The 22,768-nt window shown below is 59.4% G+C and carries 14 protein-coding genes; 9 read left to right on the top strand and 5 right to left on the bottom strand.

Translation table 11 applies throughout. From position 1 onward, the window contains the following. The first annotated feature begins 66 nt into the window (after positions 1–66). Positions 67–780 carry a methyl-accepting chemotaxis protein gene (locus KFS80_RS27245; RefSeq protein ID WP_420851020.1) on the top strand — a complete coding sequence of 238 codons (714 nt, stop codon included), beginning with the start codon at positions 67–69 and terminating at the stop codon, positions 778–780. A gap of 188 nt (positions 781–968) precedes the next feature. Here KFS80_RS27245 and KFS80_RS04695 read toward each other — a convergent pair whose 3' ends face one another. Further along, positions 969–1,745, bottom strand: a complete 777-nt coding sequence (locus KFS80_RS04695) for a TatD family hydrolase (RefSeq protein ID WP_212544097.1) — start codon at positions 1,743–1,745, stop codon at positions 969–971. 3 nt (positions 1,746–1,748) lie between these two features. Continuing rightward, positions 1,749–2,744 (bottom strand): catabolite repressor/activator, encoded by a 996-nt coding sequence (gene cra, locus KFS80_RS04690; protein WP_212544096.1) that lies wholly within the window; start codon positions 2,742–2,744, stop codon positions 1,749–1,751. A gap of 305 nt (positions 2,745–3,049) precedes the next feature. On the opposite strand from cra, the gene ptsP reads away from it, so the two are divergent. From ptsP to KFS80_RS04670, 4 genes are all read left to right on the top strand, one after another. Then, on the top strand, positions 3,050–5,911 hold the full coding sequence (gene ptsP / locus KFS80_RS04685) for a phosphoenolpyruvate--protein phosphotransferase (RefSeq protein ID WP_212544095.1): 2,862 nt from the start codon (positions 3,050–3,052) through the stop codon (positions 5,909–5,911). Next, on the top strand, positions 5,911–6,852 hold the full coding sequence (gene pfkB / locus KFS80_RS04680) for a 1-phosphofructokinase (protein WP_212544094.1): 942 nt from the start codon (positions 5,911–5,913) through the stop codon (positions 6,850–6,852). The genes ptsP and pfkB overlap by 1 nt, the downstream gene beginning before the upstream one ends. An 11-nt stretch (positions 6,853–6,863) precedes the next feature. Beyond that, positions 6,864–8,597, top strand: coding sequence for a PTS fructose-like transporter subunit IIB (locus KFS80_RS04675; protein WP_212544093.1), 1,734 nt, complete (start codon positions 6,864–6,866; stop codon positions 8,595–8,597). Positions 8,598–9,175: 578 nt separating this feature from the next. Beyond that, the gene (locus KFS80_RS04670; RefSeq protein WP_212544092.1) at positions 9,176–10,717 is read left to right on the top strand and encodes an alkaline phosphatase D family protein; all 1,542 of its coding nucleotides are present in this window, start codon (positions 9,176–9,178) and stop codon (positions 10,715–10,717) included. Between the two features lie 194 nt (positions 10,718–10,911). Here KFS80_RS04670 and KFS80_RS04665 read toward each other — a convergent pair whose 3' ends face one another. Further along, entirely contained in the window at positions 10,912–13,440 is a 2,529-nt protein-coding gene (locus tag KFS80_RS04665) for a PepSY domain-containing protein (RefSeq protein WP_212544204.1), read from the bottom strand. A gap of 234 nt (positions 13,441–13,674) precedes the next feature. Then, positions 13,675–15,990: a TonB-dependent receptor gene (locus tag KFS80_RS04660; RefSeq protein ID WP_212544091.1), complete on the bottom strand. Its 2,316-nt coding sequence runs from the start codon at positions 15,988–15,990 to the stop codon at positions 13,675–13,677. Positions 15,991–16,197: 207 nt separating this feature from the next. On the opposite strand from KFS80_RS04660, the gene KFS80_RS04655 reads away from it, so the two are divergent. The 4 genes from KFS80_RS04655 (at position 16,198) to KFS80_RS04640 (ending at position 21,097) form a co-directional block, all read left to right on the top strand. Beyond that, positions 16,198–16,878: a Fe2+-dependent dioxygenase gene (locus KFS80_RS04655; protein WP_212544090.1), complete on the top strand. Its 681-nt coding sequence runs from the start codon at positions 16,198–16,200 to the stop codon at positions 16,876–16,878. Next, a complete protein-coding gene (locus tag KFS80_RS04650; RefSeq protein WP_212544089.1) occupies positions 16,875–17,627 on the top strand; it encodes a tetratricopeptide repeat protein in 753 nt (250 codons plus the stop codon). Before KFS80_RS04655 ends, KFS80_RS04650 begins: the two co-directional genes overlap by 4 nt. Positions 17,628–17,822: 195 nt before the next feature. Beyond that, on the top strand, positions 17,823–20,090 hold the full coding sequence (locus KFS80_RS04645; RefSeq protein WP_212544088.1) for an alpha-xenorhabdolysin family binary toxin subunit A: 2,268 nt from the start codon (positions 17,823–17,825) through the stop codon (positions 20,088–20,090). 164 nt (positions 20,091–20,254) lie between these two features. Continuing rightward, positions 20,255–21,097 carry a hypothetical protein gene (locus KFS80_RS04640; RefSeq protein WP_338109583.1) on the top strand — a complete coding sequence of 281 codons (843 nt, stop codon included), beginning with the start codon at positions 20,255–20,257 and terminating at the stop codon, positions 21,095–21,097. 51 nt (positions 21,098–21,148) lie between these two features. Here KFS80_RS04640 and KFS80_RS04635 read toward each other — a convergent pair whose 3' ends face one another. Further along, positions 21,149–22,312 carry a type III PLP-dependent enzyme gene (locus tag KFS80_RS04635; RefSeq protein ID WP_053117055.1) on the bottom strand — a complete coding sequence of 388 codons (1,164 nt, stop codon included), beginning with the start codon at positions 22,310–22,312 and terminating at the stop codon, positions 21,149–21,151. Between the last annotated feature and the right edge of the window lie 456 nt (positions 22,313–22,768).

Raw genomic sequence — 22,768 nt, 5'->3', positions numbered from 1 at the left:
GTCTCGGCGCAGAGTAATCAGGCAGTCGCGGGGCAACGCACGCAGATCGAGCAAGTGGCGACGGCGATGAACCAGATGTCGGCGACCTCGCTGGAAGTCGCGCGCAGTGCCGCAGCGGCCGTGAACAGCGCCCACAGCGTCAACAACGAGACCCTCAGCGGTCGCGGTCTGGTCGAGTCGCAGCAGGGCAGCATTGCTGCGCTGGCCAGCGAGATCGATCAGTCGGTGCTGGTAATCAATCAACTGGCGAGCGACAGCCAGTCGATCAGCCGCATATTGGAAGTGATCAAAAGCATCGCCGAACAGACCAATTTGCTGGCGCTCAACGCCGCAATCGAAGCCGCGCGGGCTGGCGAGCAGGGCCGCGGTTTTGCGGTAGTGGCGGACGAAGTGCGCACCTTGGCTAAACGCACTCAGCAATCGACCGAAGAGATCGAGCAGATGATCGCCAAGTTGCATGGCGGTGTCGGCGCGGCGGTGAAGGCCATGGGCGTCAGCCATCAGATGGCCAATGGCACGGTCGGGCAGTCGGAAAAAGTACAGCAGGCCTTGGAAAACATCCTCGGCGCTGTGGGCATGATCGTCGATCAGAACCAGCAGATTGCGGCGGCAGTGGAGCAGCAAACGGCGGTGGCCCATGACATTGACCAGAACATCGTCGAGATCAATCGTGCCGGCGAACGCACGGCGCAAGGCGCGCACCAGACCGAAGACGCCAGTCGCGCGCTGTCTGCCCAGGTCGTCGAGCTAAAACAACTGATCAGCGCCTTCCGCGTCTGAGCCGTATCTTAAAACCTTGTGCGAACCTTTGTGGCGAGGGGATTTATCCCCGCTGGGCTGCGAAGCAGCCCCAAAATCTGATATCGAGTATCTATCTGATACACCGGGTGAAAGAATTTGCGACTGCTGCGCAGCCGAACGGGGATAAATCCCCTCGCCACAAGGTTTTGTTTCAACAGGGAGATGTGTTACCAGCCGAACACTTCGCAGCTGTTGGCGGTGCTGGCGGCGGCGAGTTGTTGTGGGGTGATCTTCATCAATTCAGCCAATGCCGCGCAAATCGCCGGCAAGTGCGCCGGTGTATTGCGGACACCTGGGAACATCGCCGGCGCCATGTCCGGTGAATCGGTTTCCAGCACGATCGAGTCCAGCGGCAAGTCCGCCAATACCCGATGCATACGCAACGCCTGCGGCCACGTCGGCGCGCCGCCCAGACCCAGTTTGAAACCGAGTTTGATGTACTCCCGAGCCTCTTCACGGCTGCCGGCAAAGGCGTGGATGATCCCCGCGCGTTTGAGCTTGAAGCGTTTGAGCGTAGCGATCACCGCCGCGTGGCTGCGGCGCACGTGGATCAACGCCGGCAATTGAAAATCCGCCGCCAGTTGCAACTGTGCTTCGAACAGCGACTGTTGGCGCTCGCGATCCAGCGTTTCGATGAAGTAATCCAGACCGATCTCGCCGACCGCGCACAACTGTCGATGACCCTTTAATCGGGTCAGCCAATCACCGAGTGCCGTCAAATCTTCAGGACGATGTTGATCGAGATACACCGGGTGCAAGCCGAACGCCGCGTGCAAATCAGCATCGCTCTGCACCAGATCCCACACCCGTTGCCAGTTGCCCTCGTACACGCCCAACACCACCATCCGCCGCACCCCGAGGGCGCGGCTCTCGGCGAGCAAGGCCGGGCGATCGGCGTCGAAGTCGGGGAAGTCGAGGTGGGTGTGGCTGTCGATCAGCTCCACGGCTCAGTCCCGGTGAATACGCTGCTTGAAGGTACGCGCAATGGCCTGCACGCCGGGCTTGTATTCCGATTGCTCGACGGCAGCGAGCGCCAGTTCCAGCGCCTTGTCGGCGATCAATTGGTGCTGCTGGGCCATGGCGTTGACCGGCAACGGCAGGAAATCCAGCAACTGCGTGTCGCCAAAGGTGCCGAGGCGCAGCGGCCGCGATTTCAACGGGAAGTCATGCAGCGCATCGAACACGCCCTGCAACAGCACGTAGGAAGTTGTCACCAACGCGTCGGGCAAATGCCCCAGACGTTGCAGGAGTTCTTCCATCAATTGCTTGCCGCACTCACGGCTGAAGGCTTCGGCGTGCTCCACGAGCACTTCGCCTTTGAAATCGGCCAAGGCTTGTTTGAAACCGGCGGCACGCTCCTGGCTGATGCTCAGCTCCGGCCGCGCGCCGAGCAGCACGATTTGCTTGAGCTGCGGTTCGAGCAGGCTTTGCGTCAGGTGCTGACTGGCCTCGCGGTCGTCACTGATCACCGAGCAGAAATGCTCCGGCTCCATGACCCGGTCGATGGCGATGATCGGCGTGCCCTTGGCCTGCAACTGCCGATAACTGTCATCACCGGCCGGCAGGCAACTGGCGACGATCAGCGCATCGCAACGACGCGCGCGGAACAGTTGCAGCAACTGGCGCTCGCTGTCTGGCGCATCGTCGGAGCTGGCGATCAGCAACTGATAGCCGCGCGCCCGCGCCCCTTGTTCCAGCAGTTTGGCGATCCGCGCGTAACTGGGGTTTTCCAGATCCGGCAGGATAAAACCCAGCGTGCGCGTATGCCGACTGCGCAGCCCGGCCGCTTGAGGATTGGGTGTAAAGCCATGCAGATCGACCACCGCCCGCACACGTTCGACGGTGGCGGTACTGATGCGCTGCTGTTCGGCCTTGCCGTTGATGACGTAGCTGGCGGTGGTCACGGACACTCCGGCCAACCGCGCGATATCACTGAGTTTCAACCCGGGATTTCCTTGTTTTTTCGAGCTTGCCGCAACATTTTCGCCAATCCTACCCGATTAGGGCAGACGACTATTGTCGCAACGCATCCGACAAGTTGGACTTCAAGGATGGGACATTATCGAGTAACGTGCCGATCAATCTAGATTAAACGTTTCAGCAAGCGTATTTTCTACGTTTTAGACGCCTTTGGCCGGTTCTGCCGTGAAACCGCCAAAACTGCCGCTGAAAAGCGAAGCAATCCAGCGCCTAAGCTGTGACCATTCAAAACAATACCTGGCGCATCCAGCGTCAAAAAGGAGATTGCATGCTCGAGCTCACTATAGAGCAGATATCCATGGGCCAATCGGCTGTGGATAAACCCGCTGCCTTGCAACTGCTGGCCGATCATCTGGTGGCGGATGGTCTGGTCGCTGACGGTTACCTCGCCGGTTTGCAGGCCCGGGAAGCGCAGGGCTCGACCTTTCTCGGTCAAGGTATTGCCATTCCCCACGGCACCCCGGAAACCCGCGATCAGGTGTTCGCCACGGGCGTGCGCCTGATGCAATTCCCTGAGGGTGTGGATTGGGGCGATGGCCAGATCGTTTATCTGGCGATCGGCATCGCGGCCAAATCCGACGAACATTTACGTCTGCTGCAATTGCTGACCCGCGCCCTCGGCGAGACCGATCTGGGCCAAGCCCTGCGTCGCGCCAGTTCGCCTGAAGCGTTGCTGAAACTGCTGCAAGGCGCGCCGCAGGAACTGGCGCTGGATGCACAGATGATCGGCCTCGGCGTGTCGGCTGACGATTTCGAAGAACTGGTCTGGCGAGGCGCGCGTTTGCTGCGTCAGGCCGATTGTGTGAGCAACGGTTTCTCGGCGGTGCTGCAACAAGTTGAAGCGCTGCCGTTGGGTGACGGTCTGTGGTGGTTGCACAGCGAGCAAACGGTGAAGCGTCCAGGCCTGGCGTTCGTCACCCCAGATAAACCGATGCGCTACCTCGGCCAGCCGCTCAGTGGTTTGTTCTGTCTGGCCAGCCTTGGCGAAGCGCACCAAGCGCTGCTCGAACGTTTGTGTGCGTTGCTGATCGAAGGTCGCGGCCATGAATTGGGCCGCGCCACCAGCAGCCGTAAAGTCCTCGAAGTGCTCGGCGGTGAATTGCCCGCCGACTGGCCAAGCGCACGCATTGCGCTGGCCAACGCCCACGGCTTGCACGCGCGCCCGGCGAAAATCCTCGCGCAATTGGCGAAGAGTTTTGACGGTGAGATTCGTGTGCGCATCGTCGACGGTCAGGACAGTGCCGTGTCGGTGAAGAGTTTGAGCAAACTGCTCAGCCTCGGCGCCCGTCGTGGTCAGGTGCTGGAGTTGATCGCCGAACCGAGCATCGCAGGCGACGCCTTGCCGGCATTGCTCGCCGCTATCGAGGAAGGCCTCGGCGAAGAAGTCGAGCCGCTGCCCGCCATCAGCGAGCACCGCGAAGTCTTTGCCGACATCGCCGAAGTGGTGATTGCCCCGGCGTCCGGCACTCAGTTGCAAGCCATCCCCGCCGCGCCCGGCATCGCCATTGGCCCGGCGCACATTCAAGTGCAGCAAACCATCGATTACCCGATGCGTGGCGAGTCCGCCGCGATCGAACGCGAGCGCCTCAAACAAGCGCTCAGCGACGTGCGCAACGACATTCAAGGTCTGATCGAACGCAGCAAGGCCAAAGCCATCCGCGAGATTTTCATCACCCATCAGGAGATGCTCGACGACCCGGAACTCACCGACGAAGTCGACACCCGCCTCAAGCAAGGCGAAAGCGCCGAAGCGGCGTGGATGGCGGTGATCGAAGCAGCGGCCAAACAACAGGAATCGCTGCAAGACGCGTTGCTCGCCGAACGTGCGGCGGATCTGCGTGACATCGGCCGCCGCGTGCTGGCGCAACTGTGTGGCGTGCAGACGCCGAGCGAGCCTGAGCAACCGTACATTCTGGTGATGGACGAGGTCGGCCCGTCCGACGTCGCGCGGCTGGATCCGGCGCGTGTGGCGGGGATTCTCACCGCGCGCGGCGGCGCCACCGCGCACAGTGCAATCGTTGCGCGAGCGCTCGGGATTCCGGCGCTGGTCGGTGCCGGCGCCGCAGTGTTGTTGCTGGCGCCGGGCACACCGTTGCTGCTCGATGGCCAGCGCGGTCGCCTGCACGTCGACGCGGATGCGGCGACTCTGCAACGCGCCACCGAAGAACGCGACACCCGCGAACAACGCTTGAAGATTGCCGCCGAACAGCGCTACCAACCGGCACACACCACTGACGGTCACGCCGTCGAAGTGTTCGCCAACATCGGTGAAAGCGCGGGCGTAATCAGCGCGGTAGAGCAGGGCGCCGAAGGCATCGGTCTGCTGCGCACCGAACTGATTTTCATGGCCCACCCGCAAGCGCCGGACGAGGCGACGCAAGAAGCTGAATACCGCCGCGTTCTCGACGGTCTGGCCGGTCGTCCGCTGGTGGTGCGCACGCTGGATGTCGGCGGCGACAAACCGCTGCCGTATTGGCCGATCGCCAAAGAAGAAAATCCGTTCCTCGGCGTGCGCGGCATTCGCCTGACCTTGCAGCGTCCGCAGATCATGGAAGCGCAATTGCGCGCCTTGCTGCGTTCGGCGGACAACCGTCCGCTGCGGATCATGTTCCCGATGGTCGGCAGCGTTGAAGAGTGGCGTCAGGCCCGCGACATGACCGAGCGTCTGCGTCTGGAAATCCCGGTCGCCGATCTGCAACTGGGGATCATGATCGAAGTGCCGTCCGCCGCGTTGCTCGCGCCGGTGCTGGCCAAGGAAGTCGACTTCTTCAGCGTCGGCACCAACGACCTCACGCAATACACCCTGGCCATCGACCGCGGTCACCCGACCCTGTCGGCGCAGGCGGATGGCTTGCACCCGGCGGTGCTGCAATTAATCGACATCACCGTGCGCGCGGCCCATGCCCATGGCAAATGGGTCGGCGTTTGCGGTGAGCTGGCGGCGGATCCGCTGGCGGTGCCGGTGCTGGTTGGTCTCGGTGTCGATGAACTCAGCGTGTCCGGGCGCAGCATTGCCGAAGTCAAGGCGCGCATCCGCGAACTCAGCCTGACCCAGGCGCAAACCCTTGCTCAACACGCCCTGGCCGTGGGCAGCGCCAACGAAGTGCGCGCATTAGTGGAGGCCCTGTAATGGCCAAGATTCTTACCCTGACCCTCAACCCGGCGCTCGACCTCACCGTCGAACTGCCACGGCTGGACGCCGGTCAGGTCAACCGCAGCGACGAGATGCACACCCACGCTGCGGGCAAAGGCGTGAACGTCGCGCAGGTGCTCGCCGACCTCGGGCATCAACTGACGGTCAGTGGCTTCCTCGGCGAAGACAACCTGCAAGCGTTCGAAACCCTGTTCGCCAAGCGCGGTTTTGTCGACGCGTTTATCCGCGTGCCGGGCGAGACGCGCAGCAACATCAAAGTCGCTGAACAGGACGGGCGCATCACCGACATCAACGGCCCGGGGCCGGTGGTCGATGCTGCCGCGCAGCAGGCGTTGCTTGATCGTTTGGTGCAGATTGCACCGGGTCATGACGCGGTGGTGGTCGCCGGCAGTTTGCCGCGTGGCGTCACGGCGCAGTGGTTGCGTGAGCTGATCGAACGGCTCAATCAGCTCGGCTTGAAAGTCGCCCTTGATTCCAGCGGCGAAGCGTTGCGCGCAGCGTTGAAAGCCAGTCCATGGCTGATCAAACCGAACACTGAAGAACTCGCTGACGCGCTCGGTTGCGAGGTGGTTTCGCACACGGCGGAAGCGCAGGCAGCGGCGCGTTTGCATGCGCAAGGCATCGAGCACGTGGTGATCTCCCACGGTGCTGACGGCGTGAACTGGTTCAGCGTCGGTTCGGCACTGCACGCCACGCCGCCGAAAGTCAGCGTCGCCAGCACGGTCGGTGCCGGTGATTCATTGCTGGCCGGCATGCTCCACGGTTTGCTCAGCGCCGACACGCCTGAACAAACCCTGCGCACAGCCACTGCGATTGCTGCGATGGCGGTGACCCAGATCGGTTTCGGCATCAACGACCGTGCGCAACTGGCGCAGCTCGAACAGGGCGTGCGCGTGCGCCCCCTGACAGAACAATAAGAGGGTTTGTCATGAAATTAGCCATTGTTACGGCTTGCCCGAACGGCATGGTCACCAGTGTGCTCTGCGCGCGATTGCTCGATGCGGCGGCGCAGCGTCAGGGCTGGAGCACCAGCGTTGAAGTGGTCGACGCGGCGCATCCGGAACGCGAATTGTCGGCGGCGACGATTGCCGCGGCGGAGTGGGTTTTGTTGGTCGCCACGGGGGCGGTCGACATGACGCGTTTTGTCGGCAAGCGGGTTTTCCAGATTGCTCCGGCACAGGCGCTACAGGATGTCGAAGCGGTGCTGCGTCGTGGTGCTGAAGAGGCATCAGTCTACGTTGCCAGCGCGGCTGAACCGGTTGCTGATGCGTCGCGTGTGCCACGCATCGTCGCCATCACCGCGTGCCCGACTGGTGTCGCCCATACCTTTATGGCCGCCGAAGCGTTGCAGCAAACTGCCAAGCGTTTGGGCTATGAGCTGCAAGTCGAAACCCAAGGCTCAGTGGGCGCAAAAACCCCGTTGAGCGCAGCGGCGATTGCTGAGGCAGACGTGGTGTTGCTGGCGGCGGACATCGAAGTCGCCACCGAGCGTTTCGCTGGTAAGAAAATCTATCGTTGCGGCACTGGCATCGCGTTGAAGCAGTCCGAAGCCACGCTGAAAAAAGCCTTGGCCGAAGGGGCTGTGGAAAGCGCGGCGAGTGACGGCAAAGCACCGGCCAGGCAAGAGAAAACCGGCGTCTATAAACACCTGCTGACCGGCGTGTCGTTCATGCTGCCGATGGTCGTGGCCGGCGGTTTGATGATCGCGCTGTCGTTCGTGTTCGGCATCACCGCGTTCAAGGAAGAGGGCACGCTGGCGGCTGCGCTGATGCAGATCGGTGGCGAGACCGCGTTCAAACTGATGGTGCCGCTGCTGGCGGGTTACATCGCTTATTCGATTGCTGACCGTCCGGGCCTGGCGCCGGGGATGATTGGCGGCTTGCTCGCGAGTACGTTGGGCGCCGGGTTTATCGGTGGCATCGTCGCCGGTTTTATCGCCGGTTATGCGGCGAAGGCGATCAGCCGTTATGTCGCGTTGCCGCAGAGTCTTGAAGCGCTGAAACCGATTCTGATCATTCCGTTGTTCGCTAGTTTGTTTACCGGGCTGGTGATGATTTACGTGGTCGGCAAACCGGTCGCCGGGATGCTGTTGGCGCTGACGAGTTTTCTCGACAGCATGGGCACCACCAACGCGATCCTGCTCGGCGTGGTGCTTGGCGGCATGATGTGCGTCGACCTCGGCGGGCCGATCAACAAAGCCGCGTACGCGTTCTCGGTGGGGCTGCTGGCGTCGCAGAGTTATGCACCGATGGCGGCAACGATGGCAGCGGGGATGGTGCCACCGATCGGGCTCGGAATCGCCACGTTTATTGCGCGGCGCAAGTTTGCTCAGACCGAACGCGAGGCGGGTAAAGCGGCGCTGGTATTGGGGTTGTGCTTTATCTCTGAAGGGGCGATTCCGTTTGCCGCGAAAGACCCGTTGCGAGTGATCCCGGCGAGCATTGCCGGTGGTGCGTTGACCGGTGCGTTGTCGATGTATTTCGGCTGCAAGTTGATGGCGCCGCACGGTGGCTTGTTTGTGTTGGCGATCCCGAATGCGATCAACCATGCGCTGTTGTATCTGCTGGCGATTGTCGCCGGTAGTTTGTTGACCGCTGTCGTCTACGCCACAGTCAAACGCCCCGAAGCCGTCGAACTGGCCCTCGAACCTGCCAAGGCTTAACTAACACCGCGAAACCTTTGTAGGAGCTGAGCTTGCTCGCGAAAGCGGTCTGGCATTCACCGAAGATGTCGACTGACATGGCCTCTTCGCGAGCAAGCTCGGCTCCTACAAAAGCAGGTGTCATTTTCGGGTCATGTGGGCGTGCTCAAGTTTTCCTTTTTTCAGGGAGAACGGCATGAGCGAGTTCATGCCAGGGCCTGACTGACACCACAAAACCTCTGTAGGAGCTGAGCTTGCTCGCGAAAGCGGTATCGCATTCAACGATGATGTTGACTGACATGGCCCCTTCGCGAGCAAGCTCGGCTCCTACAAAAGCAGGTGTCATTTTCGGGTCATGTGGGCGTGCTCAAGTTTTCCTTTTCTCAGGGAGAATGGCATGAGCGAGTTCAACGCCAAGGCCTGACTGACACCACAAAACCTCTGTAGGAGCTGAGCTTGCTCGCGAAAGCGGTCTGGCATTCACCGAAGATGTCGACTGACATGGCCTCTTCGCGAGCAAGCTCGGCTCCTACAAGGGCGGGTGTCATGTCTGTTTCATGTGGGCGTGCTTAAGTTTCCCTTTTTCCAGGGAGAACCCCATGAGCGATTTCAATCTCGGTCGCCGGCGTGTCATGCAGGGGATCGGCGCCGGGCTGTTGCTGCCGGGGCTGGCGCCGGCGGTGATTGCTTCGGTCAAGGATCGTCCGCAGTTGACCGATGGCGTGCAGTCCGGTGACCTGCTCGGCGATCGCGCGATGATCTGGAGTCGCAGCGATCGCCCCGCGCGCATGGTGGTCGAGTGGGACACCCGCAGCCTGTTCGGCAACCCGCGTAAATTCATCTCGCCACTGGCCGACGCGCGTACTGATTTCACCGCCCGCGTCGAGCTCACCGGGCTGCCCGCCAATCAGGCGATTTTCTATCGCGTGTATTTCGAAGACGCCCAGACCGGCGTCGCCAGCGAACCGTGGTTCGGCCATTTACGCAGCGTGCCGACGGCCAGACGCGATATCCGTTTTGTCTGGAGCGGCGACACTGTCGGCCAGGGCTTCGGCATCAACCCGGACATCGGCGGCATGCGCATCTACGAAGCCATGCGCCTGCGCCTGCCGGACTTCTTTATCCACAGCGGCGACACCATCTACGCCGACGGCCCGGTGCCCGCGCAACTCACCACCGAAGGCGGGCGCATCTGGCGCAACCTCACCACCGAAGCCAAGAGCAAAGTCGCGCAAACCCTTGACGATTATCGCGGCAACTATCGCTACAACCTGATGGACGAAAACATCCGCCGCTTCAACGCCGAAGTGCCGCAGATCTGGCAGTGGGACGACCATGAAGTGGTCAACAACTGGTCGCCGGGCAAGCAACTGGATGAGCGTTATCAGGAAAAAGATATCCACACCTTGGTGGGGCGCGCGCGGCAGGCGTGGCTGGAAAATGCGCCGATGCGTTTGCAGACCGCCGACGGTGGCGGACGGATTTATCGCAAACTCAGTTACGGGCCGATGCTTGATGTGTTTGTGCTGGATATGCGCAGTTATCGCGAGGCGAATGACGACAATCTGGGCGCGGAAAAACCGTTTCTCGGGCGTGAACAACTGGACTGGCTCAAGCGTGAATTGAAGGCGTCGAAGGCACAGTGGAAAGTCATTGCTGCGGACATGCCGATCGGGCTTGGCGTGCCGGACGGTGAAGTCAGTCCGGGTGTTGGGCGCTGGGAAGCGGTGGCTAACGGCGACCCGGGCCCGGCGCAGGGGCGTGAACTGGAAATCGCCGAATTGCTCGGATTCCTGCGCGCGCAGCAGGTGCGCAACTTCGTCTTCCTGACGGCGGACGTGCATTACTGCGCGGCGCATCACTATCACCCGGATCGGGCGGCGTTTCAGGATTTCGAGCCGTTCTGGGAATTTGTCGCGGGGCCGTTGAATGCCGGGAGTTTCGGGCCGAATCCGCTGGATAAAACCTTTGGGCCACAGGTGGTGTTCGAGAAGGCCCCGGCGGTGCAGAACACCTCGCCGTTTGCCGGGTTTCAGTTTTTTGGTGAGGTGAATATTGAAGGGCAGAGCGGGGAGATGAGTGTGGTGTTGCGGGATCTGGATGGGGTGGCGGTTTTCGAGCAAAAGTTGCAGCCGGTTTGAAGATCAAGCGCTTACCCTCACCCCAGCCCTCTCCCAGAGGGAGAGGGGGCCGACCGAGTTGTGTTGCGTCATACATCGACCTGAAAGATCGAGTCGATTATGGATTCGATGTAGCGCGTTCAGGTCGGCGTACTTCTCAAGCATCCCCCAATCAGTCCCCTCTCCCTCTGGGAGAGGGTTAGGGTGAGGGGCTCTTAATAAACGTCGCGCCGGTAGCGGCCCTGTTCGATCAGGCGCTCGACTTCAGCGCTGCCGAGAATGTCCTTGAGTACCTGATCCACGCCTGTGGCCATGCCCTGAAGGCTGCCGCAGATGTAGATGACAGCCCCATCCGCCAGCCACTTCTTCAATTCACCCGCCGACTCACGCAAGCGATCCTGCACATAAACCTTCTCCGCCTGATCCCGCGAAAACGCCAGATCCAGCCGTTCCAGATCGCCATTGATCAACCACTCTTCCAGCTCCGCACGACAGAGGAAATCGTGTTCACGATTACGCTCGCCAAACAGCAACCACTGGCGCTGCTGACCGTCGGCAATCCGTGCTTTGAGCAAGCTGCGCAGGCCAGCCAGACCGGTGCCGTTGCCCAGTAGAATCATCGGCACCGGCTCGTTCGGCAGGTGGAATCCGCTGTTGCGACGCACGCGCAGGCTGATGCTGCCACCGACCGGCGCATGCTCGGTCAACCAGCCAGAACCAATGCCCAGCGTGCCATCGGCGTGTTGTTCCTGACGCACGATCAGCTCCAGCACACCGTCGGCGGCAATCGAGGCGATCGAGTATTCGCGCATGGCCAGCGGCACCATCGCATCGACCAGCGACTGCGCATGCAAACCGATCAGATGCGCGCGATGCTCCGGCAATTGACGCGAAGCCAGTGCGACTTCCAGCGGCTCGTCGAGGCCGTTGATTTTCACCATGGTCTCGCCACGAATACCGAGGCCGTCGAGGAAATGTTCGATGACCCACGGGCAGTTGCGCGGCAGCACTTCGACCAGATCACCAGCCAGCCAACTGCTGGTGTTCGGTGCGCTCAGGCCCAACAGATAAACCGGCGAACCGCTGCTGTCCGGGTTCATCAGTTCGCGGCGGGTCAGCGTCCAGTTGTCGTAGCTCGGTGCTTGCCAGGTATCGACCGGCGCTTGTCCAGTGAGCAGACCAAGTTGCGTCTGCCAGTGACGCAGCGCATAAGGATCGCCGCTGTCGACTTCCACCGGCGCAAACAGTGTCTTGCCGCCGTGCTCGCCGAGCCACTGATGCAGACGTTTGGCAAAGCCGCAGAAGTGTTGGTACTGACGATCGCCGAGACCGAGTACCGCGTAGTTCAGGCTTTCCAGTGTCGAAGCTTTGCCCAGCACTTTGCGCTCGAAACCACGGGCGCTGTCCGGTGCTTCGCCGTCGCCGAACGTGCTGACGACGAACAGCGCGTTGTTCGATTCACGCAGATCCTGCTCGCTGACATTCGCCAGCGGCTGCACCCTCACCGGCAATCCGGCGGCTTGCAATTGCCCGGCGGTTTGCCACGCCAGTTGCTCGGCGAAACCGCTTTGACTGGCAAAACCGATCAGCCACGCCGACGCATCGCCGGCCGGTTGCTCGAGACCTTTGCGCGCGTCCTTGATCTGCTTTTTCTTGCGCCGACGATCGAGGTACAGCAGCCATCCAGTGATGAAAAACAGCGGCATGCATACCGCCGCGAGGGTGACGATGATCCGCCCGATCAGACCGAAATAGCTGCCGACGTGCAGTGCATAAATGCTGGTCAGCAGTTGCGCCTTGAAGCTCTTGTCGGCGTAGCGGTCGACGCGTTTGACGATGCCGGTGGCCGGGTCGAGAGTGATCTGGTTGAGCGCGCGCTCATGCGGCGAGTTTTCCAGCAGATAAAACACGGTCGCCGGTTGGCCGGCCACGGGCGGCATACGAATGTTGTAGGCAGACAGGCCAGGGCCGGCGGCGCTGTAGATGCTGCTCCACATCGCTGCGTAGTCGGCAGTCGGCGCCGGGCCCTCCGGTGCCGGGCCACGACCACCGCGCACGCGTTCGTTTTGCGGCGCATCGGAAAGCAGTTTGGTCAGGCCTTTGTTGTACCACTCGTACGACCAAGACAACCCGGTCAGCGCCAGCAGCAAATAGACCAACAGGCACCATGTACCCGCCACCGAGTGCAGATCCCAATTGAAGGCGCGGCCCTTTTTCTTCCAGTCGAGGGTCAACCATACACGCCAGCTGTTCCACTGACGCGGCCAGCGCAGGTATAGACCGGAGAGGCAGAAAAACAGCAGGATCAGCGTGCAGGCGCCGGTGATGTTGCGGCCGGTATCGCCCATCGCGAGGAAGCGGTGCAACTGCAGCATCAGGCCGAAGAAATCCTGGCCGACGGCATCGCCCATGAACTCGCCGGTGTACGGATCGAAGTAGCGCATCTCGCCGCGACGTTCACCCTTGGGCGGGGTGAAAAACACTTTCGCTGCGCTGCCGCTGTCGGTCTCGACCGAGAGCATCGAGACTTTTTTGCCGGACGCGGCTTCGATGCGCTCGACCAGTTCGACCGGTGGCAAGACGCCGGCGACTTGTTTTTCCACTTGCAGGACGGAGGGATTGATCGCCCGCAGGATTTCGTCCTGAAACGAATAAGTCGCGCCGGTGATGCCCATCAACGCCAGCACCAGGCCTGCGGTGATGCCAAAAAACCAGTGCAACTGGAACAGGGTTTTCTTCAACACGTCACTCGCCGTCCGTTCGGAAATTGTCATCACGGCGCGCATTATGCCGTGGGTTATCGAGAAGCGTTCTTTATTACGCAGAAAAGCCCCGTTCAATTGAATGAACGGGGCCAAGCCTTACGGCGCATTCCTTGTGGGAGGGGGCTTGCTCCCGAATGCATCGTGTCAGTCGATATCTATTTCTCTGACACACCGCTTTCGCGAGCAAGCCCGCTCCCACATTTACAGCATCAATCAGAAGTGGAAATTGGTGCTCAACAATGCCGTACGGCCCGCCGCCTGGTTGGCGAAATGGGTCGAGAAGGCTTTGTCGTAGTAGGTTTCGTTGGTCAGGTTCTGCACGTTGAGTTGCAGGTCGACGTTCTTGGTCAGCTTGTACGCCGCCATCGCGTCGTAACGCACATACGAATCGACCATGGTCGTATTAGCCACGCTGCCGTAAACGTCGTCGACATAGAACGCGCCACCACCGAGGGTCAGCTTCGGAGTGACCTGATAAGTAGTCCACAGGCTGGCGCTGTTTTTCGGCGTGTTAGGCAGTTCGTTGCCGTCGGTGGCGCGGTTCAGCGGGCCGCCATCAACTTGCTCGCTGTCCATGAACGCGTAACCGGCGAACACTTGCCATTTCTCGGTGATCTTGCCGCTGGCCGACAGTTCGAAACCTTGCACGCGGGTCTTGCCGGCGTTTTCGTACGAAGTGGTGTCGACTTGTACCCGAGCGTTTTCTTTCTCGGTGCGGAAGATGTCAGCGGTCAGCGACAGACGATCGTTGAGCAGATCCCATTTGGTACCGATTTCGTAGTTCTTGGTGGTTTCCGGCTCCATGTCGCTGCTCAGCAGGTTACCGGCACGGTCAGTGCTGCCGCCCAACGGGTTGCCTTCCTGACCTTCGCCCAGGGTGTTGCCCGGTGGAGTGGCCGAGGTCGCGTAAGACGCATAGATGCTGCCGTTTTCCGCTGGCTTATAAACCACGCCGAACTGACCGGTGACGAACTCGCTGGTGTCAGCACCCTTCGAAGTGGTGGTGCCGGCGTTGGTGTAAGTCTTGTAGCCGGTTTCGAAGTGGTCGTAACGCAGGCCCATATTCACCAGCCACTGCTCGGACAACTCCAGGGTGTCGAACGCATACAGCGCGTACGTATCGGACTGGGTATCAGTGCCGGCGTAGTTGCGCGAGATCGCGCCGTTCCACGGATCGTTCGGGTTCGGGTTGGACAGCGAGGTGCAGTTGTAGCCACTGGCTGCGCCGATCAGCCCCGGGTTGCAGTTAGTGGTCGCGGCGGTGGTGCGCGGCGTGGTGTCAGTGTTGACGTTGTACGAGGACTTCTGGCTCTCCTCACGGGTGTATTCCACACCGGTAGAGAAACTGTTCTTGAAGCCAGCAACGTAGAAGTTACCGAACAGATCAGTCTGGTTGGTGGTGGTTTCGGTGTTGCTCACCCGAGTGTTCGCACGACGCCAGACCGTACCGTTGTTGACGTTGCCCTTGCTGTCGTCCGGTTGGGTCAGGATGTAATCCTGCATGCTGGTGCCGTGACGCAGGGTGTTCTTGATGGTCAGCGAGTCGCTCAAATCGTGTTCGATGGCGAAGGTCGCGGTGTCGGTGCGGCCCTTGCGGAAATCGCGATCCAGACCGTAGAAGTTGCTGTGGTCGCCACCCGAGTACGGCTTGTCCGGATTGGATTTGCTGCGTGCCGCCGAGCCGCCGAGCGGAATGGTGTACGGCACGCCGGAGTCCGGAGTGTCGTTGCTTTCCAGATGGTAGTAATCGAGGTTGACGCGGGTGTCGGTACCCAGGCCAAACGCCAGGGACGGGGCGATACCCCAACGGTCGTAATCGACCTTGTCACGGCCGGCGACGTTGCTTTCGTGGCTCATCAGATTCAGACGGCCGGCGGCGGTGTCGCTGAACTGGTAGTTGCCGTCGAGGGTGTAACGCTGGGTCTGGTCGGAACCCCAGGTGAAACCACCGTCGAACGAGTTGCCGAGGTGGGCTTTCTTGCTCACCAGGTTGATGCTGCCGCCCGCTGCGCCACGACCGCCGATGGCGGAGTTCGGGCCCTTGCTGACTTCAATGTTTTCCACGGCGAAAATTTCGCGGCTCTGCGAACCGGTGTCACGGACGCCGTCGAGGTAGGTGTCGCCCTGAGCGTCGAAACCACGAATGAACGGACGGTCGCCCTGTGGGTTGCCGCCTTCACCGGCACCGAAAGTGATGCCCGGCACGGTGCGCAGCGCGTCCTGCATGTTCAGGGCGCCGGTGTCTTTGAGTACTTGTTGCGGGATCACGGTGACCGAGCGCGGCGTGTCGACCAGCGGCGCGGTGTACTTGGGCGAGGAGGCTTTTTCGACCTGGTAGGACGTCGAGTCCTGCGCTTCGCCGGTGATGGCGGTGGCGTCCAGAGCGATGGCATTGCCGGACGCTTTGCTGTCGGTTTTCTCAGCAGCGAACACCATCTGGCCAGCGGAGCCGGCGGTAATTGCGACGCCGATTGCAGAGGCGAGCAGACGTGGTGAACTGACCGGTAATTGTGCGTGTTGACGTGCCATTTTTATTCCCCTCCCCAAGGATTTGAGGCGGCGGAATATAGGGTAAACAGGTATTCGTATCAATTGCGAAACATTGTTATTCGTACTGAATTTACATTCTTTACAATTTAACCTTACGGTTTCTGCCAGTTCATTCGTCTCCCGGGTTTTACATAGACAATAAGAATCAATACCATTGCCGCCTCTTTGCCATCAGGTGACATCGCCATGCTGCTGCACATCCCCGCACTGTTCGCGAAAGACGAGGTGCAGCGCATTCGCGAGGCTTTGCAGCAGGCTGACTGGGCCGATGGCAAGATCACCGCCGGCTTCCAGTCCGCCAAGGCCAAGCACAATCTGCAACTGCCCGAAGGCCATCCGCTGGCCAAGGAAATCGGCGCGGCGATGCTCGAGCGGCTGTGGAAAAATCCGCTGTTCATGTCGGCCGCATTGCCGCACAAAGTCTTCCCACCGTTGGTGAACTGTTACACGGCCGGTGGCAGCTTCGATTTCCACATCGACAACGCCGTGCGCCAACCCAAGGGCAGCATCGAGCGCGTGCGCACCGATCTGTCGGCGACGCTGTTTTTCAGTGAGCCCGAGGATTACGACGGCGGCGAACTGGAAATCCAGGACACCTACGGCACGCAACAAGTGAAACTGCCCGCCGGCGACATGGTGTTGTACCCCGGCACCAGCCTGCACAAGGTCAACGCGGTCACTCGCGGCGCCCGCTATGCGTCGTTCTTCTGGACGCAAAGCCTGGTGCGCGAAGACAGCCAGCGCGCGCTGCTGTTCGAGATGGACGGGGCAATCCAGGAACTCACTCAAGACATGCCCGATCACCCTTCGCTGATTCGCTTAACCGGCACCTATCACAACCTGCTGCGTCGCTGGGTCGAGGTATGAGTTTTCTATTGCGTCGCGAGGAAGTCCTCAACGGCGAACAACTCAGCGCCATGCTCACTGAAAGTCCGGCCCGTGCGGCCCAAGCCATTTTGCTGGCAGCGGGCGAGGGCGAGGTTGAAGCGCAGGCGTTGCTCGGGCAGATTCTTCTGGACGGCCAAGGCATCGCCAAGGATCAAGCGCTGGCGCTGCGCTGGTTCGGCATCGCCGCCGGACGCGGGCACCTGATGGCGCGCAACATGCTCGGGCGTTGTCATGAGCATGGCTGGGGGTGTGCCGCCGATGCCGGGGTTGCCGCGCAGCATTATCGAGTCGCGGCGCAGGCAGGCCTGGATTGGGCGATGTACAACCTGGCAAATCTATTGGCGACCGGGCGCGGCGTGGCGGTCGATCAGCCGCAAGCATTGGCGCTTTATCGCCAGGCCGCCGAGTCCGGACACGCCAAGTCGATGAACCTGCTCGGGCGTTATCTTGAAGAGGGACGCCATTGTCGCGCGGACCCTGCCGCAGCCTTCGACTGGTATCGCTGCTCGGCGCAGGCCGGCGACTTCCGTGGCCAGTTCAGTTATGCCAGCGTGCTGGCCGAGCGCTCACAGATTGAAGAGGCGTCAGGCTGGTACCGCAAGGCAATGTTCGGGGGGCATGCTGCGTTTCTCGGCGTGGCTGCCCAGACTTTGGAGAGCGCAGCACACACGGCCATTCAGGCATTGGCTCAAGAGTATAAAGAGCGCGCAGGGCACATCAGCGTCTAGTTGAGTTCAAGGCGCTGTTCGCAAGTATCGAGTCGTATGTCCAGTTGTTAGTATTCTTTATAAATATATTGAAGGCATGAAACGCTTTTTTTAAGTGCGGCTTTTATGTTTAAGTCTGTCTGGCAAGTTTAAGTTCTTACGGGTTCTGAATTGTTTTTGATTTTACTTGACTTAAAACTGATTAAAGGAATGATCATGTCTTCTTCCAGCTTATGGGGCGATGCCCTGAATAATGCCTCGCCTGAACAAGTTATGCAGGTGGCGGCAGCGGCGCCAAAGTTACTAAGTGACGCATCGACGTCGGATGGCGATGATGTAGTACGCGACAGAGGGTTGCTCCTCACTAAAAAACAGATCATTGATTTGCGTAAATATGAAGCAGCCGGCCTGGCGCTGCCGCATACCCTGAAGGATGTCGAAGATTATCTGCGCTATGGCGCAGGGCAGAACGGCGGCCCAGGGTTAAATCCGACAGATTTCCTCTCGACCTTTGTAAACACCCGCAACCACGCAAGACGCTGGTCGCCGCTGCGTGAACGCATCATGATGACCGGGCAGGGGCTGAAGAGCTTTGCCAGCAGCATGCTCAATTATGGCAAGGCGATTCAGGAAGTCTTGAGCGACGATGATTCGGTCGCGTTCCTCAAGAAAAACAAGATTAAAACACTTGCCCAGCTTAAAACACTCGAAATTGAATTGGGTGACAAGTTTCCGGATATTGAAGTTGATCCGGATACCGTCGCGACGTTGGGTTACTACCTGCAGCGAATATTCGAGCGGATCAATAAAAACCTCAGCGATGTGCAAGCCATCAAGAATGACCTGGACCTGTTTGGTTATGATCTGCGCGAGCATGTTCTGCCCAATATCAAACTCAGGGTCGGTTTGATCGACAGCAGTTCGTTGGCTGCAGATATCAAAGTATTGAAGAATGACATCGATAATCGTGCCAAAGAAATCGATATCAAAAACACTGAATACAAGGCCGCTGTTCAGGAGGCATTGAAGTCTGCCGCCGGGATGAACATCGTGGGCCTGGCCATGGCTATCTACATGGGGGTGGAGGCGGAAAATATTCGTGCGGCACGCAAAGCGTTGTATGCCGAACAGGAACGGGATATCCAGGTGTTGGCGAGCAAGAACCAGACACTCGGTTCCCTTGCCCGCGTCAAACATGACCTGCAAAGTCTGATGATCGTAGCCATCGATGCCGACATCGCCACGCAGAACCTGATGCATGTCTGGAAAAGCCTCTACCTGCACATTTCCAACTCGGTCGCTGCGATGGGCCGCGTCAACGACGCCTTGAGCCTGCGGGTTTTCGGTACCGAGTTCGAAGAAGTCGTGCTGCCATGGAAAGCCATCGAGACCGACTCGGACAAGCTTATTGAGGTCTTCAAAGAGGCCGATGAAGAATACGAGCGCAACTATTCGTTCAGCACGCGAACCTCGCGTGTGATCAGTCTCAGCGCGACAGTGAGCTATCTGCCTGTGGACATGGCCACTTTGGCCTCCACTGTCGAACAGATGCGTGAAGCTCGCACTCAGGCAGAAGTCTTGAAGACTAAACTGGGTTACCTGCCTGATCTGTTTGACCGCTTCAAGCGCACTGTGAGTGGCATGGGGCAATGCCAAAACCAATTGCAGGATTCGGCCCAGACCGGAGTGAATGATCTGCAAAACTGCCTGCGACGTCTCGCCCGCAACGAGAAGGATCGGTTGAAAGAAACCGATCCTGAGGTCATTGAAGAAATCGACGATGAGCGCAAGGACATTTTGCGTTCGATTTCCTCTGCCATGACCAAGCAGGCAACTCTGGTGCGTAACGCCTTGCGCAATATTGATGCACGGTTTGATATGCGTCTGACGCAGGCTTACATCGCCGATTTCCAGCGCGACGCGCTCGTGGCCGATGCAGAAATTGCACAGCTGGACAGCAAACTTGCAGAGCTTGCGACTGATCGAAAGGTCATCATTAACGGGGTCAATCTGCTGGAAAAAAGCGGTATCGAGAATCTGGGCAAGGACGTTGAGCTGACCATCGCCAAGATCACCGAACTTGGCCTGGCTCCGCCGGAAATCAAACTGGTGATGGCGGCCATCGACCAACTGAAGCGAACCCTTATTGGCATTCGTGAGTCTGTGCGCTTCCTGGACATGGTGCGTGAGAGCGACAAGCTGAAGCTGAAAATCGATGGCGTGCAGGCCGAGATTGAACGCGCGCGCGCGGGTATCCGTGATTCGCAAGGCAAGGTCACTTACCTGAAGGCCATTCACGCCATGGAAGACTGTCGCGCCGAATATGCCGCCACCTACCGTCCTGCCGTGAATGCTTTTGAGCAGTTGCGCGATGCAATCGATGTCGAAGTGTCGGACGACTGTGATGCACTCAGTGCCGCGTTGAAACAGCATGCGCCACTGTTTATCGCTTTCCTTAATCCGCTGTCCGTTCCGCAGCGCTGAGTCTGCCGGTAGGCGTGCTCTGCATTTGTGTGTGATATCAGAGTCCGGCGCAGGATTGCCGATGGGCACGGTTCCATCGGCAATGAAAGTACGATCAGACTAAGGAGAGGCTGATGCTTGAATATTTACTGGCAGAAAAAAACTTCGCTGCATTGAAGCAGTACGTGAAGTTTCTGCAGGATCTACCCCCTGCCCTGCAGGAAATGACCGAGTTTACCGGGATCTTCGAACGGCAAAAGCACATCATGGTGCCGCCGCCGAATGTTCAAAGCCTGAGGCAGGCTGCACAAACCAGTGAAATGTGTTGGCGGGCGATACAGGTGGCCACACCGGTGCTTGGCAGCCGTTCTGCGCAGGTGTTGCGTGAGATTTTTGCCTTTATCGAAGAGTTTCAGGCAGTCGTTTCAAAGGCCGACAATCGCCGAAAGACGATCGTCACGATCGATCCGCGGCATTTTTCACTGGTGAGGTCGCCTGCCTGGGGCAATACACCTGCCGAAAGCATCATCGATGTGCTGCGCGAAATGGATCGCCGGCTTGAGCAATACCGGGGCATGGTGCTCAATTTCAAAACCCGGGTGATCGGACTGGCCGAGTCGATCCACGGCATCTTCGTGCGTTTCATCGAGTGCCTGACGATGCCGATATGCACGTGCGATAAACCGATCCCCAAGATCGAGGCCTATTACAGTCTGGGTAAAATCGGTCTGCCCGGCACGACTTATGAGCCAGACCGGTTGTATTCGCAGGAGGAGCGAATCGCGCAGTCCAAAGAACATGTCGAGTTTCTGTTCAACCTGCGCCGACGCGCTGCCAGTGCGGCGAACAACCTCAGCGATTTCTGCCATCGGATGTCGTGCATGCTGGATGAAGCGCAACAGATGCTTCGAAACCATTATCCGGCGATGACGATGGCGCGGGCGAAATCTGCGCTGCCGATGCTCAAGGGGCCGTTGAACGATGTGCAAAGCATGTCGGACCAACTGGGCAAATTGACCCGGCTGTAACGCAAAAAGCCCATGACAGGTCATGGGCTTTTTGCGTTACGGGTAAGACGCTTACACGTAATACGACTTCAGCGGTGGAAAGCCGTTGAACTCAACCGCGCTGTAACTGGTGGTGTAAGCACCAGTCGACAACCAGTACAACCGGTCACCAATCGCCAGGTTCAGCGGCAGACCGTACTTGTAGTTCTCGTACATGATGTCGGCGCTGTCGCAAGTCGGGCCGGCGATGACCACTTCTTCCATCTCGCCTTTCTTCTCGGTCCAGATCGGGAACTTGATCGCTTCGTCCATGGTTTCGATCAGGCCGGAGAACTTGCCCACATCGGTGTACACCCAGCGTTCAACAGCCGTTCGCGACTTGCGTGCGACCAGTACCACTTCGCTGACCAGAATACCGGCGTTGGCGATCAACGAACGGCCTGGCTCCAGAATGATTTCCGGCAGGTCATCACCAAAATCTTCCTTGAGGAAGCGGATGATTTCTTCGGCGTAGGTTTCCAGGCTGTTGGTGCGGGTGATGTAGTTGGCCGGGAAGCCACCGCCCATGTTGATCAGCTTGAGGTGAATGCCGTCTTCTTCTTTCAGACGCTCGAAGATCACTTTGACCTTGGCGATCGCTGCGTCCCAGACGCTGATGTCGCGCTGCTGCGAACCAACGTGGAAGGAGATGCCGTAAGGCACCAGGCCGAGGTCGCGAGCGAGGATCAGCAGATCCATGGCCATGTCGGTCTGGCAGCCGAATTTGCGCGACAGTGGCCAGTCAGCCGTGGTCGAGCCTTCGGTGAGGATTCGCACATAGACTTTCGAGCCCGGTGCAGCCTTGGCGATGTTGCGCAGGTCAGCTTCGGAGTCGGTGGAGAACAGACGCACGCCCTTCTCGTAGAAGTAGCGGATGTCCTTGGATTTCTTGATGGTGTTGCCGTAGCTGATACGGTCGGCGCTGACGCCGCGATCCATCACTTTGTCCAGCTCGTAGATCGAGGCGATGTCGAAGCTCGAACCCTTCTCTTTGAGCAGGTCGATGATCTCGACGGCCGGGTTGGCCTTGACCGCGTAGTAGACCTTGGCGAATTCGAAACCGGCGCGCAGGTCATCGTAGGCCTGGCTGATCATCGCGGTGTCGATCACCACGAACGGGGTTTCCTGTTTGTCGGCAAACGCCTTCATTTTGTCAAAAGTGGCGCGCGCGAAATAGTCTTCGACATTGATCGACATGCTGGGAACTCCTACTGGCAAACTGAATTAAACAATGGGTGCAAATGAACGTCCTCCGTATCCCCACTTTGGTTCGCCTACTTCCCAAGGCATGTCGCCGAAAGCAAAAAGGCCACGGGCGGATTTGCCCTTGGCCTTGCTGTCTCGTCGTCAGTACTTGAGCCGGATGGATCGTTTCCAGCATGGACGTTCGGCGCGAACTTTAGGGCGTGAGGGGCCTGAGATCAACTAAAAATGTCGCGTTTTTGCACGCTTCTGACGTGCGTCGCTTTGATCACTCTTTGTAGCCGACCGAGATGACGGACAGATGTTCCCCGAGAATTTCGAAGTGTTAAAAATACCTGCACGTTCGCGGATTATGTCGGCGAAGTCGTGGATAAGTGTGATGGCGGCAACATCGGCGACGTTGGCGGCGAGGGGAGGGTGTGAGGGGGAATTTGGCTGTTTCGCAGGTCG

This window comes from Pseudomonas rustica, from assembly GCF_018336155.1.
GTDB lineage: Bacteria > Pseudomonadota > Gammaproteobacteria > Pseudomonadales > Pseudomonadaceae > Aquipseudomonas > Aquipseudomonas rustica.
This window is presented reverse-complemented; position numbering and strand designations above follow the sequence as displayed.